The sequence below is a fragment of the Mesorhizobium sp. WSM4841 genome (genome assembly GCF_055811515.1).
Genome location: NZ_JBVVQC010000012.1, coordinates 108,797 through 121,924, shown reverse-complemented (window position 1 = coordinate 121,924; position 13,128 = coordinate 108,797). Strand labels below are relative to the sequence as shown.

The 13,128-nt window shown below is 61.5% G+C and carries 17 protein-coding genes; 10 read left to right on the top strand and 7 right to left on the bottom strand.

Going from position 1 to position 13,128, the window contains the following annotated elements; genetic code table 11:
* Positions 1-46: 46 nt before the first annotated feature.
* Positions 47-1,081: an L-threonine 3-dehydrogenase gene (tdh, locus tag AC0L14_RS16705; protein WP_473750146.1), complete on the top strand. Its 1,035-nt coding sequence runs from the start codon at positions 47-49 to the stop codon at positions 1,079-1,081.
* A gap of 35 nt (positions 1,082-1,116) precedes the next feature.
* Positions 1,117-1,740, top strand: coding sequence for a DUF4304 domain-containing protein (locus AC0L14_RS16700; RefSeq protein ID WP_473750145.1), 624 nt, complete (start codon positions 1,117-1,119; stop codon positions 1,738-1,740).
* Here AC0L14_RS16700 and AC0L14_RS16695 read toward each other — a convergent pair.
* Positions 1,737-2,180, bottom strand: a complete 444-nt coding sequence (locus AC0L14_RS16695) for a MarR family winged helix-turn-helix transcriptional regulator (RefSeq protein ID WP_473750144.1) — start codon at positions 2,178-2,180, stop codon at positions 1,737-1,739. The genes AC0L14_RS16700 and AC0L14_RS16695 overlap by 4 nt on opposite strands.
* 137 nt (positions 2,181-2,317) lie before the next feature.
* On the opposite strand from AC0L14_RS16695, the gene hmgA reads away from it, so the two are divergent.
* The 6 genes from hmgA to AC0L14_RS16665 all read left to right on the top strand — a co-directional run bounded on the left by hmgA (position 2,318) and on the right by AC0L14_RS16665 (position 7,119).
* Positions 2,318-3,631 (top strand): homogentisate 1,2-dioxygenase, encoded by a 1,314-nt coding sequence (hmgA, locus tag AC0L14_RS16690; RefSeq protein WP_473750143.1) that lies wholly within the window; start codon positions 2,318-2,320, stop codon positions 3,629-3,631.
* Positions 3,628-4,518 carry an MBL fold metallo-hydrolase gene (locus AC0L14_RS16685; RefSeq protein WP_473750142.1) on the top strand — a complete coding sequence of 297 codons (891 nt, stop codon included), beginning with the start codon at positions 3,628-3,630 and terminating at the stop codon, positions 4,516-4,518. The genes hmgA and AC0L14_RS16685 overlap by 4 nt, the downstream gene beginning before the upstream one ends.
* An 87-nt stretch (positions 4,519-4,605) precedes the next feature.
* Positions 4,606-5,619, top strand: a complete 1,014-nt coding sequence (locus AC0L14_RS16680; protein ID WP_473528803.1) for a fumarylacetoacetate hydrolase family protein — start codon at positions 4,606-4,608, stop codon at positions 5,617-5,619.
* A 344-nt stretch (positions 5,620-5,963) separates the two neighbouring features.
* Complete coding sequence (locus AC0L14_RS16675; RefSeq protein ID WP_473750141.1) at positions 5,964-6,512, top strand: DinB family protein; 549 nt, start codon at positions 5,964-5,966, stop codon at positions 6,510-6,512.
* A gap of 51 nt (positions 6,513-6,563) precedes the next feature.
* The gene (locus tag AC0L14_RS16670) at positions 6,564-6,821 is read left to right on the top strand and encodes a BrnT family toxin (RefSeq protein WP_473487778.1); all 258 of its coding nucleotides are present in this window, start codon (positions 6,564-6,566) and stop codon (positions 6,819-6,821) included.
* The gene (locus tag AC0L14_RS16665) at positions 6,808-7,119 is read left to right on the top strand and encodes a BrnA antitoxin family protein (RefSeq protein ID WP_123147618.1); all 312 of its coding nucleotides are present in this window, start codon (positions 6,808-6,810) and stop codon (positions 7,117-7,119) included. Before AC0L14_RS16670 ends, AC0L14_RS16665 begins: the two co-directional genes overlap by 14 nt.
* 66 nt (positions 7,120-7,185) lie before the next feature.
* Here AC0L14_RS16665 and AC0L14_RS16660 read toward each other — a convergent pair whose 3' ends face one another.
* Both AC0L14_RS16660 and hppD read right to left on the bottom strand, forming a co-directional pair.
* A complete protein-coding gene (locus AC0L14_RS16660) occupies positions 7,186-7,335 on the bottom strand; it encodes a type II toxin-antitoxin system Phd/YefM family antitoxin (RefSeq protein ID WP_473528800.1) in 150 nt (49 codons plus the stop codon).
* Positions 7,336-7,461: 126 nt separating this feature from the next.
* Positions 7,462-8,574 carry a 4-hydroxyphenylpyruvate dioxygenase gene (hppD, locus tag AC0L14_RS16655; RefSeq protein ID WP_473487776.1) on the bottom strand — a complete coding sequence of 371 codons (1,113 nt, stop codon included), beginning with the start codon at positions 8,572-8,574 and terminating at the stop codon, positions 7,462-7,464.
* Positions 8,575-8,715: 141 nt separating this feature from the next.
* On the opposite strand from hppD, the gene AC0L14_RS16650 reads away from it, so the two are divergent.
* Positions 8,716-9,183, top strand: coding sequence for an Lrp/AsnC family transcriptional regulator (locus AC0L14_RS16650; protein ID WP_473750140.1), 468 nt, complete (start codon positions 8,716-8,718; stop codon positions 9,181-9,183).
* Position 9,184: 1 nt separating this feature from the next.
* Here the strand turns inward: AC0L14_RS16650 and AC0L14_RS16645 are convergent, their stop codons facing one another.
* The 4 genes from AC0L14_RS16645 to aztA all read right to left on the bottom strand — a co-directional run bounded on the left by AC0L14_RS16645 (position 9,185) and on the right by aztA (position 12,373).
* Positions 9,185-9,523 carry a protein tyrosine phosphatase family protein gene (locus AC0L14_RS16645; protein ID WP_473528797.1) on the bottom strand — a complete coding sequence of 113 codons (339 nt, stop codon included), beginning with the start codon at positions 9,521-9,523 and terminating at the stop codon, positions 9,185-9,187.
* Between the two features lie 225 nt (positions 9,524-9,748).
* Entirely contained in the window at positions 9,749-10,669 is a 921-nt protein-coding gene (aztC, locus tag AC0L14_RS16640; RefSeq protein ID WP_473750139.1) for a zinc ABC transporter substrate-binding protein AztC, read from the bottom strand.
* 22 nt (positions 10,670-10,691) lie between these two features.
* A complete protein-coding gene (aztB, locus tag AC0L14_RS16635) occupies positions 10,692-11,567 on the bottom strand; it encodes a zinc ABC transporter permease AztB (RefSeq protein WP_473750180.1) in 876 nt (291 codons plus the stop codon).
* Positions 11,567-12,373 carry a zinc ABC transporter ATP-binding protein AztA gene (gene aztA / locus AC0L14_RS16630; protein WP_473487772.1) on the bottom strand — a complete coding sequence of 269 codons (807 nt, stop codon included), beginning with the start codon at positions 12,371-12,373 and terminating at the stop codon, positions 11,567-11,569. The genes aztB and aztA overlap by 1 nt, the downstream gene beginning before the upstream one ends.
* Positions 12,374-12,595: 222 nt before the next feature.
* Here aztA and AC0L14_RS16625 point away from each other — a divergent pair, with 222 nt between their 5' ends.
* Complete coding sequence (locus tag AC0L14_RS16625; protein ID WP_095496140.1) at positions 12,596-12,940, top strand: RidA family protein; 345 nt, start codon at positions 12,596-12,598, stop codon at positions 12,938-12,940.
* The last annotated feature ends 188 nt before the right edge of the window (positions 12,941-13,128 follow it).

The following is a 13,128-nucleotide window of genomic DNA, read 5'->3' as shown; positions in this document are numbered from 1 at the left end:
GGAAGCCAAAAGCGAGTCCGGATCAAGAGATTCAAGGGACAAAAGAATGTCGAACATGATGAAGGCGCTGGTGAAGGCCAAGGCCGAACCGGGCATCTGGATGGAAGAAGTGCCGGTGCCGGAAATCGGCCCGAACGACGTTCTGATCAAGATCAAGAAGACCGCGATCTGCGGCACCGACGTCCACATCTACAATTGGGACCAGTGGGCGCAAAAGACCGTGCCGGTGCCGATGGTGACCGGGCACGAGTTCGTTGGCACGGTCGCCGATTTCGGTGCGGCGGTGACCGAATACAAGATCGGCCAGCGTGTTTCGGGCGAAGGCCACATCGTCTGCGGCCACTGCCGCAACTGCCGGGCGGGCAGGGGGCATCTGTGCCGCAACACGCTCGGTGTCGGCGTCAACCGGCCGGGTGCCTTCGGCGAATATCTGGCGATCCCGCAGCACAATGTCGTGCCGATCCCCGACGACGTGCCCGACGAAATCGCCGCAATCTTCGATCCCTTAGGCAATGCGGTTCACACCGCATTGTCCTTTGATCTCGTCGGCGAGGACGTGCTGGTCACCGGCGCCGGGCCGATCGGCATCATGGCTGCACTCGTCGCTCAATGCGTCGGCGCGCGAAAAGTGGTCATCACCGACATCAACCCGGTGCGGCTGGCGCTGGCGAAAAAGCTCCGCGTTCAGCATGTGGTCGACGCGTCGAAGGAAAAGCTGCGCGACATCATGCCGGCGCTCGGCATGACCGAAGGTTTTGACGTCGGCCTCGAAATGTCGGGTGCGGCACCCGCCTTCCGCGACATGATCGACGCCATGAACAATGGCGGCAAGATTGCCATTCTAGGCATCGCGCCGACCGGCTTCGAGATCGACTGGAACAAGGTCATCTTCAAGATGCTGCATCTCAAGGGCATCTATGGCCGCGAGATGTTCGAGACCTGGTACAAGATGATCGCACTGGTGCAAGGCCCGCTCGATGTCAGCGGCCTGATCACCCACCGCATTGGCATTGACGACTATATTTCGGGCTTCGAAGCGATGAAGAGCGGCAATTCCGGCAAGGTGGTGATGGACTGGTAGCGCCAGCCCATTTGTCTTCACATTGGGGGGCCGAGATGGCGGAAAACGAGCACGGACGTATCATTGCTTCGCAGGCAAAGATCGCATTGCAACCCGCTGGATTTCGGCGGAAGGGTCAGTCGCGAACATGGATTGCCGATCGTGGCTTCTGGCTAAGTGTTGTCGAGTTCCAACCCAGCTCATGGTCAAAAGGCTCTTATCTGAACTTAGCGGTTCACTGGCTTTGGGGTTCACTACCGAGCACATTGACCTTCGATCGCGTTGAGCGCGTTGGCTCGTTTGCCAAGTTTGAAAGTCCTGAGCAGTTTCTCCCCTTGGCAAGTCAAATGGCCAGGACGGCAGCCGAAATTGACCAGATTTATCGATCGACGTTCCCTTGGGTAGCTGCAACTGCCACGGTCCTGGTGAACGAATTGAAATTGGGCGACCACGGCGTGTGGGCTCCTTTCCATGCCGGTGTTGCGGCGGCTTTGGCTGGGGATCAAGGCACGGCAAGACTGATGCTGGGGAGCGTACGGGAGCCCGCTGCTTCGCGAGCGCACTCGGTCTTGGCTCACGTCGAAGACCCGGTTGCGTTTCGACGCCAAATAAGGCGCATGATTGAGACCGAACGCACTTACTTCGGGTTGGGCGCACTACCGACCACTATAGCTATTTAACCCTTGCCCAAGGCGAAGTTTATTTCGAGTGCATTCAGTCCGTTCGTGATTGCTGCGCGCTCGCTGGCATTCAGCTTTCCCAGCAAGTGCCGCTCGAAGGCTTTCGCCAGCGGCACCATTTCGCGATAGGCGGCAAGGCCAGCTCTGGTCAGTGCCAGATGTTCGAGGCGGCGGTCGTTTTCGTCGGGCGCTCTGGTCAGCCACCGCCGCCGTTCGAGCTCGGCGACGGCGCGCGAGACCTTGGTCTTGTGCATGGCGGATTGCTCGCCAAGTTCCGTCGCGGTCATCGTGCCGTTCTGGCCGAGCCCGGCCAGCGTGCGCCATTCCGGGCGCGTGAGGCCGTGACGGTCCTTGTAGACCCTCGAGAATTCGCGGCTGACGGCATCGGCGAGACGGTAGAGCCGGTAGGGCAGGAAGCTTTCCAGTTTCAGGATGTCCATGGCTTAGTATCCCGGCAGTTGCTGCCGTTGATAGTTACATTTTCGATGGTTACAAATGAAACCAATTACGTCAACGCCTGAGTGCCGCAGCCATTGGAGGCGAGAAGAGCACTCTGTCAGTATCCAGGGAGGAAACCATGGCCTTTTCCTACATGCCGGGGTTCGGCAACGACTTCGAGACTGAGACGCTGGCAGGCTCGCTGCCGCAAGGGAGAAACTCGCCGCAGCGGCCGGCCTACGGCCTCTATGCCGAGCAGCTCTCCGGCTCGCCCTTCACTGCCCCGCGCGGCACCAACGAGCGCTCCTGGCTTTATCGCATCAGGCCGAGCGTCAGGCACACCGGCCGCTTCAAGGCGGCGACCTATCCGCTGTGGAAGAGCGCGCCGAATATCGGCGATCACGAACTGGCGCTCGGCCAATATCGCTGGAATCCGGTGCCGATGCCGAAGGAGCCGACCGACTTCATTGCCGGCATGCGCTCGATCACCACCGCCGGCGACGTGCTTGGCCAGACCGGCATGGCGGCGCATGTCTATGTCGCCAACCGCTCGATGGTCGACGACCATTTCTTCAACGCCGACGGCGAGTTGCTGGTCGTGCCGCAGGTGGGGGCGCTGCGCTTCGTTACCGAAATGGGCGTCATCGAATTGCGACCCGGCGAGATCGCGGTGCTGCCGCGCGGCCTCGTGTTCAAGGTCGAACTGGTCGATGAGACAGTGCGCGGCTATGTCTGCGAGAATTACGGCGCCAAGCTGACGCTGCCGGATCGTGGCCCGATCGGCGCCAATTGCCTGGCCAATCCGCGCGATTTCAAGACGCCTTGCGCCTGGTTCGAGGACAAGGAGACGCCTTGCCGGCTGATCGTGAAATGGTGCGGCCAGTTTCATGTCGCCGAACTCGACCATTCGCCGCTGGACGTGGTGGCGTGGCACGGCAATTATTCGCCCTATAAATATGATCTTGCAACGTTTTCGCCGGTCGGGGCGATCCTGTTCGACCATCCCGATCCGTCGATCTTCACGGTGCTGACCGCGCCGAGCGGCGAGGAGGGCACCGCCAACATCGACTTCGTCATCTTCCCGCCGCGCTGGCTGGTGGCCGAAAACACGTTCCGTCCGCCCTGGTACCACCGCAACATCATGAGCGAGTTCATGGGCCTGATCCACGGCCAATACGACGCCAAGGAGGAGGGGTTCGTTCCCGGCGGCATCAGCCTGCACAATCTGATGCTGGCCCACGGGCCCGACGCGTCTGGCTTCGAAAAGGCCTCGCGCGCGGACCTGAAACCAGTCAAGCTCGACAACACCATGGCCTTCATGTTCGAGACGCGATTCCCGCAGATGCTGACCCGCTACGCCGCCGAAGTTGAAACCCGGCAGGAGAATTACATCGACTGCTGGGCCGATCTGAAGAAGCGCTTCAACGGCACGCCCGAGGGCGACTGGTCTTGAGCGCCGATCCTACGCGGGATCGGCTGGTGCTGCTGGGCTCGAAGGGCGGCCCGGCGCTCCGGCCGTGCGGGCCGTGGCCAAGTTCGTCGCTTCTGGAGATCGGCGGCCGCAACATCGTCGTCGATTGCGGGCTTGGCGTGACGCGCGGGCTGGCCGACGCCGGCATCAGCCTGAAGGCGCTCGACCTGGTCTTCATCACGCATCTGCATTCCGACCATGTGCTGGAACTCGGTCCGCTGATCCACACCGCATGGACGGCGGGTCTGGCGACACCGGTCGCTGTGTTCGGCCCGCCCGGCACTGGCCATTACTGGCAGCGCTTTTGCCAGGCGATGGAATTCGACATCGAGATACGCATCGCCGACGAGGGCCGGCCTGATATCGGAGATATGGTTTCGATCATCGAATTCGGCGAAGGCGGGGTGACGGAGCAGCGCGGCCTGAAGGTTTCGGCGCTGCGCGTCGACCATCCGCCGGTGACCGACTGCTTTGCGCTGCGCTTCGAGCACGCCGGACAAAGCGTCGTATTCTCTGCCGATACGACGTTCTTTCCGCCATTGGCCGATTTTGCCAAAGGCGCCGACATCCTCGTCCATGAGGCCATGCTGGAGGAGGGTATCGAGCGGCTCCTTGCGAAGACCGGCAACGGCGCGCGGCTGAGGGAACATCTGCTCGCCAGCCACAGTCTTGCCGGGGAGGCGGGGCGCATCGCCACCGACGCTGGGGTCGGGCGACTGGTGCTCAACCACCTCATTCCGGCCGACGATCCCGAGATCGACGAGGCCGACTGGATCGCCGCCGTCAGGAAAACATGGGCCGGTGACTTGACGATCGCCCGCGACGGCCTTGTTGTGGGACTGGAGCATGATCCCGAACCGGACCGCTAGCGAAAGTGAGAACCGGTTTTCGGAAGAGATCAGGCGTAGAACAAAAATTCAAAGCGGCACCAAAGCCGCACCAGGAGAGGAAACCGCATGAAGCTTGCCACATTGAAGGACGGGTCGCGCGACGGAAAGTTGGTCGTCGTCTCGCGCGACCTGACGCGCTTTACCGATGCCTCGTTTCTGGTGCCGACGCTGCAAGCGGCACTCGACGACTGGAGCCGGATCGCGCCGCATCTCGCCGCCATGGCGGAATCGCTGGAGAACAATGCGGTGCCGTCAGCGCGCTTTCACGAGCATGACGCCCATTCGCCGTTGCCGCGCGCCTATCAATGGGCGGACGGCTCGGCCTATGTGAACCATGTCGAACTGGTCCGGAAGGCGCGCGGCGCCGAGATGCCGGCAAGCTTCTGGACCGATCCGCTGATTTATCAGGGTGGTTCGGACAGTTTCATCGCGCCACGTGATCCGATCCGGGCGGCCGACGAGGCTTTCGGCATAGACATGGAAGGGGAGGTCGCCGTCATTGTCGATGATGTCCCGATGGGAGCAAGCCTAGATGAGACGCGGGCCGCGATCCGGCTGGTCATGCTGGTCAATGACGTCACGCTGCGTTCCCTTACCGCGCCAGAGCTTGCCAAGGGTTTTGGCTTCTTCCAGTCGAAACCGTCCTCGGCCTTTTCGCCGGTCGCGGTAACGCCGGACGAACTCGGCGATGCCTGGGATGGCGGCAAGGTCAGCCTGCCGCTGCTGGTCGACCTCAACGGCAAGCCGTTCGGCCGGGCTAACGCCGGCGTGGACATGACTTTCGATTTTCCGGTGCTGATCGCGCATGCCGCAAAAACCCGGCCGCTGGCCGCCGGCGCCATCATCGGTTCGGGGACGGTCTCAAACAAGCTCGACGGCGGTCCGGGCAAGCCTGCCTCGGCGGGCGGCGCCGGCTATTCCTGCGTTGCCGAACTGCGCATGATCGAAACGATCGAGGCCGGCGAACCGACAACGCCGTTCCTGCGCTTTGGCGACACGGTACGCATCGAGATGAAGGACAGGACCGGACATTCGATTTTTGGTGCGATCGAGCAGAAGGTCGAGAAATACGCAATTTGAAGCAATTCTATATCTAGCGTCGTTCCGAAACGCTGGCAGGATCAGGATGCCGTACACTGCTACTTATCTCTGGTTTGTGGGAATTTGCGGCATCGCTACTGCCTGGCTTCTAATTTCGGCAATCCGACTTTGCCATCAGGTTGAGGACCGATCTGAAAGACTCCGCAACTTCAGCAGCGTTGCGCGTCGGGCGAAGCCTATTTACGTCGCTTTGAACCGGGACGTTGGAAGCGATGTTGAAACGCAAGCGCTGCGGCGTGGCATGATCGCTCGTCTGCTAGCCATAGGTGCTATCGGTATTGCTGTGAATTTGATTGCCTGGGCTGGTTGGGCGAGTATGTGACGTGGACCTGCTGAACCATAATCGCCGCATGGCACGCAACAATCTCTGGTCGAACGACCGGCTCTACCGCGCCGTGCTACAGCTTGAGCCCGGTGAATTCGAAGCCGAGCGAACCAGCTTCTTTCCCTCGATCAAGGCCACGCTCAATCACATCCTGGCTGTCGATCATCTCTATCTCGATTTTCTCGAGCAGGGTGGCGTTGGCGCCGCGGCCCATGACGATTTCGTGCCGTTCGATGAACCACCAGCGCTGTTTGCCGCCCAGGTCGCGGCCGACCGGGGGCTGATCGCCTTCTGCGACGGTCTGTCGGCGGCCGATCTAGACCGCCGTGTCGTCACTGACCGGCGCGAGGACGGAAACATACCGGAGCGGATCGGCGACCTGCTCGCCCACCTCTTCATCCACGACATCCATCATCGCGGCCAAGTGCACGCCATGCTGTCCGGTACGTCGGTGAAACCGCCGCAACTCGACGAATTCTTCCTCGACTATGATCTGCAACTCAGGAAAGCCGAGGTCGAGAGGTTGGCAATTAATGGCGGCAATTAATTGTAGTTACGAAAATTCTTGACTTAATTATTGTAGGTACATAAATTTCGGATGAAGATCGTCTGGGACGAACCGAAACGGTTGGCCAACATCGAGAAACACGGGTTGGATTTTGCCGCGCTGGATGACGAGTTTTTTCTTGCCTCGACAATCCGGACGGCAAAAGCTGGTCGCCTCATCGCAATTGGCCGGATCGTCGATGGTGTCGTTGCCGTGGTGTTTGCCCGGCTCGGCTCCGAGGGCATCTCGATAATTTCGATGCGTCCGGCCAGCCCGGCTGAAAGAAGGTTGTTCGATGACAAAACGTAAGTTGCAGACAAAGTTCGAACCGGGGCGCGGCTATAGCAAGGAAGATTGGGATGCCGTTTCGGACAATCCGGAATGGACAGAGGAGGATTTTCGAAACGCACGTCCCTTCGCTGAAGTTTTTCCGGACCTCGCCGAAAGCATTCGCCGTTCGCGCGGGCGGCCGGCGCTCGACAATCCGAAGAAGCAGGTGACGCTTCGGCTCGATAGTGACGTGGTTGCACGCTTTCGTGCCGGCGGACCCGGCTGGCAGAGCCGGATCAACGACATTCTTCGCAAAGCCGCCGGCCTCACCAAGTAAACTTCGGCGCTTGGAGCTTGCTCCTCCACTTACCGGTGCGACGTCACTGATTGGCGCACGTGTCCATCATTTGTCGTAGTCGCCCCATTCAGGGCTGAGTTCGTCAAAGTCGTCACCGATGCGGATCTTGCCTTTCAAGGCGCCAATGCGAGGCAGGAGGTCGGGCGATGCTGGCGGCACGAGGCGAGCCGTGACTTTGCCGCAGCGCGTGAGCACGATCTCCTAACCGGCTTCCGCACGCCTAACGAGTTCCGACAATTTGGCCTTGGCCTCGGCGACAGAAATATTCATGGCTAGAATCTGAGCAACAACTGATCCAACCGCAAGAGGTTAGGCCGCTGCCTATTCCGCCGCCTGCACCTTCAGCACGCCGCGCTTGATCTGGTCCTGCTCTATCGATTCGAACAGAGCGCGGAAATTGCCCTCGCCAAAACCTTCGTCGCCCTTCCTCTGGATGAATTCGAAGAAGATCGGGCCGATCACGGTTTTTGAAAAGATTTGCAGCAGGATCTTGGTCGTGCCGCCGTCAACCACGCCTTCGCCATCGATCAGGATGCCGTGCTTTTTCATGCGCTCGATCGGCTCGTCATGGCCGTGCACGCGGGCATGGGACATGTCATAATAGGTTTCCGGCGGGCCCGGCATGAACTTTAGCCCGTTGGCGGCCAGCCTGTCGGTAGCGCCGTAGATCTCGTCCGTACCGACGGCGATGTGCTGGATGCCTTCGCCATTATATTTCTTCAAATATTCGGCGATCTGGCTGGTCTCGTCCTTGGACTCGTTGAGCGGGATGCGGATCTTGCCGCAGGGCGAGGTAATGGCGCGGCTGACCAGGCCGGTGATCTTGCCGTCGATATCGAAGAAATGGATCTGCTTGAAGCCGAACAGGTCGCGATAGAAATCCCACCATTTGTCCATGTTGCCGCGGTAGACATTGTGGGTGAGGTGGTCGAGATAATAGAAGCCGACGCCTTCCGGCTTCGGGTCGCGCGCGCCCAGCCAGTCGAACTCGGCATCGTAGGCCGAGCCCTTTTCCCCATAAGTATCGATGAAATAGAGCAGTGAACCGCCGATGCCGACGATTGCCGGCACGTCGAGCGTTTTATCTTTGCCTTCATAGGGCGTCGCGCCCTTGGCGACGGCATGGTCGAACGCATGCTTGGCATCGACGACCCGCCAGGCCATGGAGGAAGCGCAGGGGCCGTGCTTGTCGACGAATTTCATCGCATGCGAGCCGGGTTCGGCATTGACGACATAGTTGATGTCGCCCTGCCGCCAGACGGTGATGTCCTTGGTGCGGTGCTTGGCTACCGGCACATAGCCCATGCGGGTAAAAAGCTCGGCGAGCTTTTCCGGTTCGGGATGCGCGAACTCGACGAATTCGAAGCCGTCGGTGCCGGCGGGATTGGCCTTGCTGATCTTTGCGGGCGGTGCGTCGTGTGGGAAGGGGCCCATGGTGTTGTCCTCCAAAAAGCTCTGTGGCCGGAAAGGGCCATTTCCGCATAATCATAGCGCGGAACGGGCGCATGGTGCTTGCATTCAAACGCTTTAAATGATCGAGTGATGCGCGAACTGTGCACGTATGGAGAAGATTCTATGGATGAGGCGCGCATCGACCAGTTTGACCGCAAGATAATGGCTCTATTGCAGGGCGACGCACGGCTGACCAACAACGATTTGTCGGAACGGGTGAACCTGTCGGCGTCGCAATGTTCGCGCCGCCGCCAAAGGCTGGAGGAGGACGGCTACATCAGGGGTTATCGCGCGGTGCTCGACCGCGACAAGCTCGGCTTCTCGCTGGTCAACGTCATCTCGGTGACGCTGGCCACCCACAACCGCGACAATGCGCAGCGCTTCGGCGAACTGGTGGCGCGGCTGCCGGAAGTGCAGGAGGCGCACGCGCTAACCGGCGAGATGGACTATATCCTGAAGGTGGTTACGCCGGACCTGAAGTCGCTGTCGGAATTCGTCAACGGCGTGCTTCTGCCGCACGAGTCCGTGCAGCATGTGAAGACGGCGATCGTACTCGAAACGCTGAAGGAAACCGGCGCGCTGCCGATCTAAATTAGCCCTTCGACTGCCGGATCAGCCCGTAAAGATTGGTGCAGCGTGCGCCGGAACGGCAATAGGCGAAGATCGGGCCTTCGAGTTCGTCGAGCGCCTCGGCCTGGTCCCCGACATTCTCGGCCGTGATCTGGCCGCTGATGACCGGGATGTAGCGGAAAGCGAGCCCGGCAGCTTCGACCGCTGCCTTGACACTGTCCGCTGATGGCTGGCCGGGCTGCTCGTCATCCGGCCTGTTGCAGATGACGCTCTTGAAGCCGGCGGCCTTGATGGCGGCGATCTCTTCGGGCTGAATCTGGCCCGAGACCGAATAGTCCTCGCTGATCTGACGATATTCCATGATGGCGTCCTCGCAATGTTCGATGCCTGCTGGCCAGGGGCGGAGTCTTGCCACTTCCAGGGCTGGACGGCAATCCGCCCAGAAAGAAATCCCGCTGCGCAGATAGACATTCTCATGCGGGAAATCCAGCCGGGCTACTACAGCACCGCGCATCCTTGGATCCACAAAGGACGCTGTAGCAGTTTGTTGCCTACACGTGCGCAAGCCGACCAAGTGGTCGGCGTCTCACCCTCCGAGTATCGCGCCTTTGATCTGGGCGATGTTGTTGTGCATCAGGTCGATATAGGTCGAGGCCGGGCCGTCGGGCTGCGACAGCGCGTCTGAATAGAGCGTGCCGCCCACCTTGACCCCGGTCTCGCTGGCGATCTGCTCGATCAGCCGCGCGTTGGCGATGTTCTCGACGAAGACCGCCGCCGCCTTGTCCTGCTTAACTTGGCTGACCAGCTTTGCGACGTCCGCAGCGGACGGCTCCGACTCGGTCGACACCCCTTCGGGGGCCAGGAAGGTGAGGCCATAGGCCTTCTCGAAATAGCCGAACGCGTCATGCGAGGTGATGACGACGCGTTTCTCTTGCGGGATCGACTGGATCGCCATCTGCACTTCACCCTCGAGCGCGTCGAGCTTCTCGGTGTATGCGGCGGCATTGGCGCTATAGGTGTCGCAACCCTCGGCGTCGGCGGTGCAGAAGGCGTCGGCGATGTTCTTCACGTAGATCCTGGCATTGGCGACCGATTGGAAGGCATGCGGATCGGTATCTTCGCCTTCAGCGGCGTCGGCATCGGCGAATTCGGGTTTGAAGTTGATCGGCGTGACGCCTTTGGTCAGAACGGCGATTGTCGCGTTGGTGGCGCTGGCGTCGACCAGGCGCTGCAGAAAGCCTTCGAAATGCAGGCCGTTGACCAGCACCACATCCGCACCCGCCATGGCCACCGCGTCGGCCGGACTCGGCTCGTAGACGTGGGCATCGCCGTCCGGCCCGACGATGGTGGTCAGATCGATCCGGTCGCCGCCGACATTTTTGGCAAAATCGGCAATGACCGTGAAGCTGGCGACCACTTTCAACGGCTCCGCGAGGGCCGATGATGCGCCAAAGGCGCTTAATGTTATAACGCTCATTGCCAAGGCGGTGCGGATCGATTTCAGCATGGAAAGGTCACCTCTGTTGGGATCAGGCGGTTCTGTGGCGGTGATGGATAATACGGGCGCGCAGGATGCCGCGCGTGCCGAACAGGATCGAGGCAAAATAGACGACGCCCGCAGACAGGATGATCGCCGGGCCGGATGGCAGCGACACGTGGTAGGACAACAGCAGCCCGGCGACGCAGGAGGCAAAGCCGATCAGCACCGCCAGCACGCACATCGGCTCGACGCGCATGGTCCAGAAGCGGGCGGCGGCCGCAGGCAGCATCATCAGCCCGACGGATAGCAGCGTGCCGAGCGCCTGGAAGCCGCCGACAAGGTTGAGCACGACGAGGCCGAGGAAGATGAAATGCACCGGGCTGCCCAGCCGGCTGACCGAACGCAGGAACAGCGGATCGAGACATTCGGCGACCAGCGCCCGCCAAAAAATGGCAAGGTTGACCAGCGTGACCAGCACGATGCCGCCGATCAGCGTCAGCGCTTCATTGTTGAGCGCCAGCACGGTGCCGAACAGCACATGCATGAGATCGACGCTGGAGCCGCGGATCGATACCATCAGCACACCGATGGCCAGCGAAATCAGGTAGAAGGCCGCCATCGAGGCGTCCTCGCGCTGGATGGTGAAACGCGAGACGGCGCCGGCGCCAAGCGCGACGATGATGCCGGCAATCAACCCGCCGATGGTCATCGGCAGGATCTCCAGCCCATAGAACAGGAAACCGGCGGCAGCACCCGGCAGGATGGCGTGGGCCATGGCGTCGCCGGAAAGGCTCATGCGCCGCAGCATCAGGAAGACGCCGACGGGGCAGGCGCCGAGCGACAGCATCAGCGACCCGGCAAGCGCCCGCTGCATGAAGGCGAAATCGGCGAACGGAGCGATGAGAAGACCGTAGAGCATTTCCATCATGCTGCCCGCGGCCCGGAGCCGTGATGATGGTCGTGCCCATGGTCGTGAGCGTGACCACCATGCTTGTGGTCGTCGGGCTCGCACCAGGGCGCGTTCTCCTCCCAGGCTTCGTGGAAGCGGCGCGCGCGCAACAGGTTTTCCGGCCGCAGCGTTTCCTTTGTCTCGCCCCAGGCGATCGGCTGGCGCGCCAGCAGCAGCGTTTCGGGGAAATTCTGGCGCACCAGATCCAGATCGTGGACTACGACCATGATGGTGCGCTCCTCACCATGCCAGCGCTTGATCAGTGCGATCAGGTCGCCGACGGTCTTGGTGTCGACGGCGTTGAACGGCTCGTCGAGCAGGATGAGATCGGCATCCTGCAGCAGCACGCGGGCAAACAGCGTGCGCTGCAGCTGGCCGCCCGACAGCGTGTCGATCGGGCGCTTCTCGAAGCCGCCGAGGCCGACGGCCATCAGCGCCTGGCTGACCGACTCGCGATCTTCCCTGGTGTAGCGGCCGAGCAGCCCGCGGCGTGGCCACAGCCCGAGCGAAACCAGATCGACGACCCTGGCCGGAAAGGAGCGGTCGAGCTCCGACTGTTGCGGCAGATAGGCGGCGCGCACGCCGGGCGCCCGGACAACCGTTCCGGCCATCGGCTTCAACACGCCGACGATACCCTTCATCAGGGTCGACTTGCCCGAGCCGTTGGCGCCGACGACCGCGGTCAGCGATCCCCGGTGGATCGTGCCGTCGAGATGATGGATTGCCGGATGGCTGTTGTAGCCCAGCGTCAGGTCGCTGAAGGTCAGGCAGGTTTTGGTCATGTGACGATCCGGTGGCACGACAGGTACGGCGGCGGCGATTGGATATGTGATGTTATTACATTAGTCAACAAGTCAATCGGGCGGAATTGCGGCGACTAAACCATTTGGCGTGTCCTGTTTAGCCCCATGCCCTGCTGGCTCAAGAGGATTCACTCAGTCGACCTTGCCCCCGGCAGACGGCGACTCTAAAGAGGCGCAACCGACAACAGAAGGAAACATCCCATGAGCATTCGTCGCATCGATGTTGGCCCGCGCATGAGCCAGATCGTCATCCACGGCAATACCGTCTATCTGGCCGGTCAGGTCGGCGAGCCGGGCGGAAACGTCGGCGCCCAGACGAGGGACATTCTGGCGGCCATCGACGAATTGCTGGCCAAGGCCGGAACGGACAAGACCAAGATCCTGCAGGCGATCATCTGGCTGGCCGACATGAGCACCTTTGCAGAGATGAACGCGGAGTGGGACAAGTGGGTGCCGCAGGGCCATACCCCGGCCCGCGCCACCGGCGAGGCCAAGCTTGCCGGACCGGAATATCTGGTCGAGATCATCGTTACCGCTGCCATCTGAGATGCGGCTCTTAACCCTCCCCCTTGGGGGGAGGGTCGCGGAGCAAATGCCGCAGGGCGGCATTTTGCGAAGCGGGGTGGGGTCGGGGGCAACCTCGCCGCCCCCCCCCCGGGGGGGCGGCGGGGGGGGGGGGCCGCGGGGGGGGGCCCCGCCCCCCCCCCCCCCGGCGGCGCGGGGCGGGGGTGGGG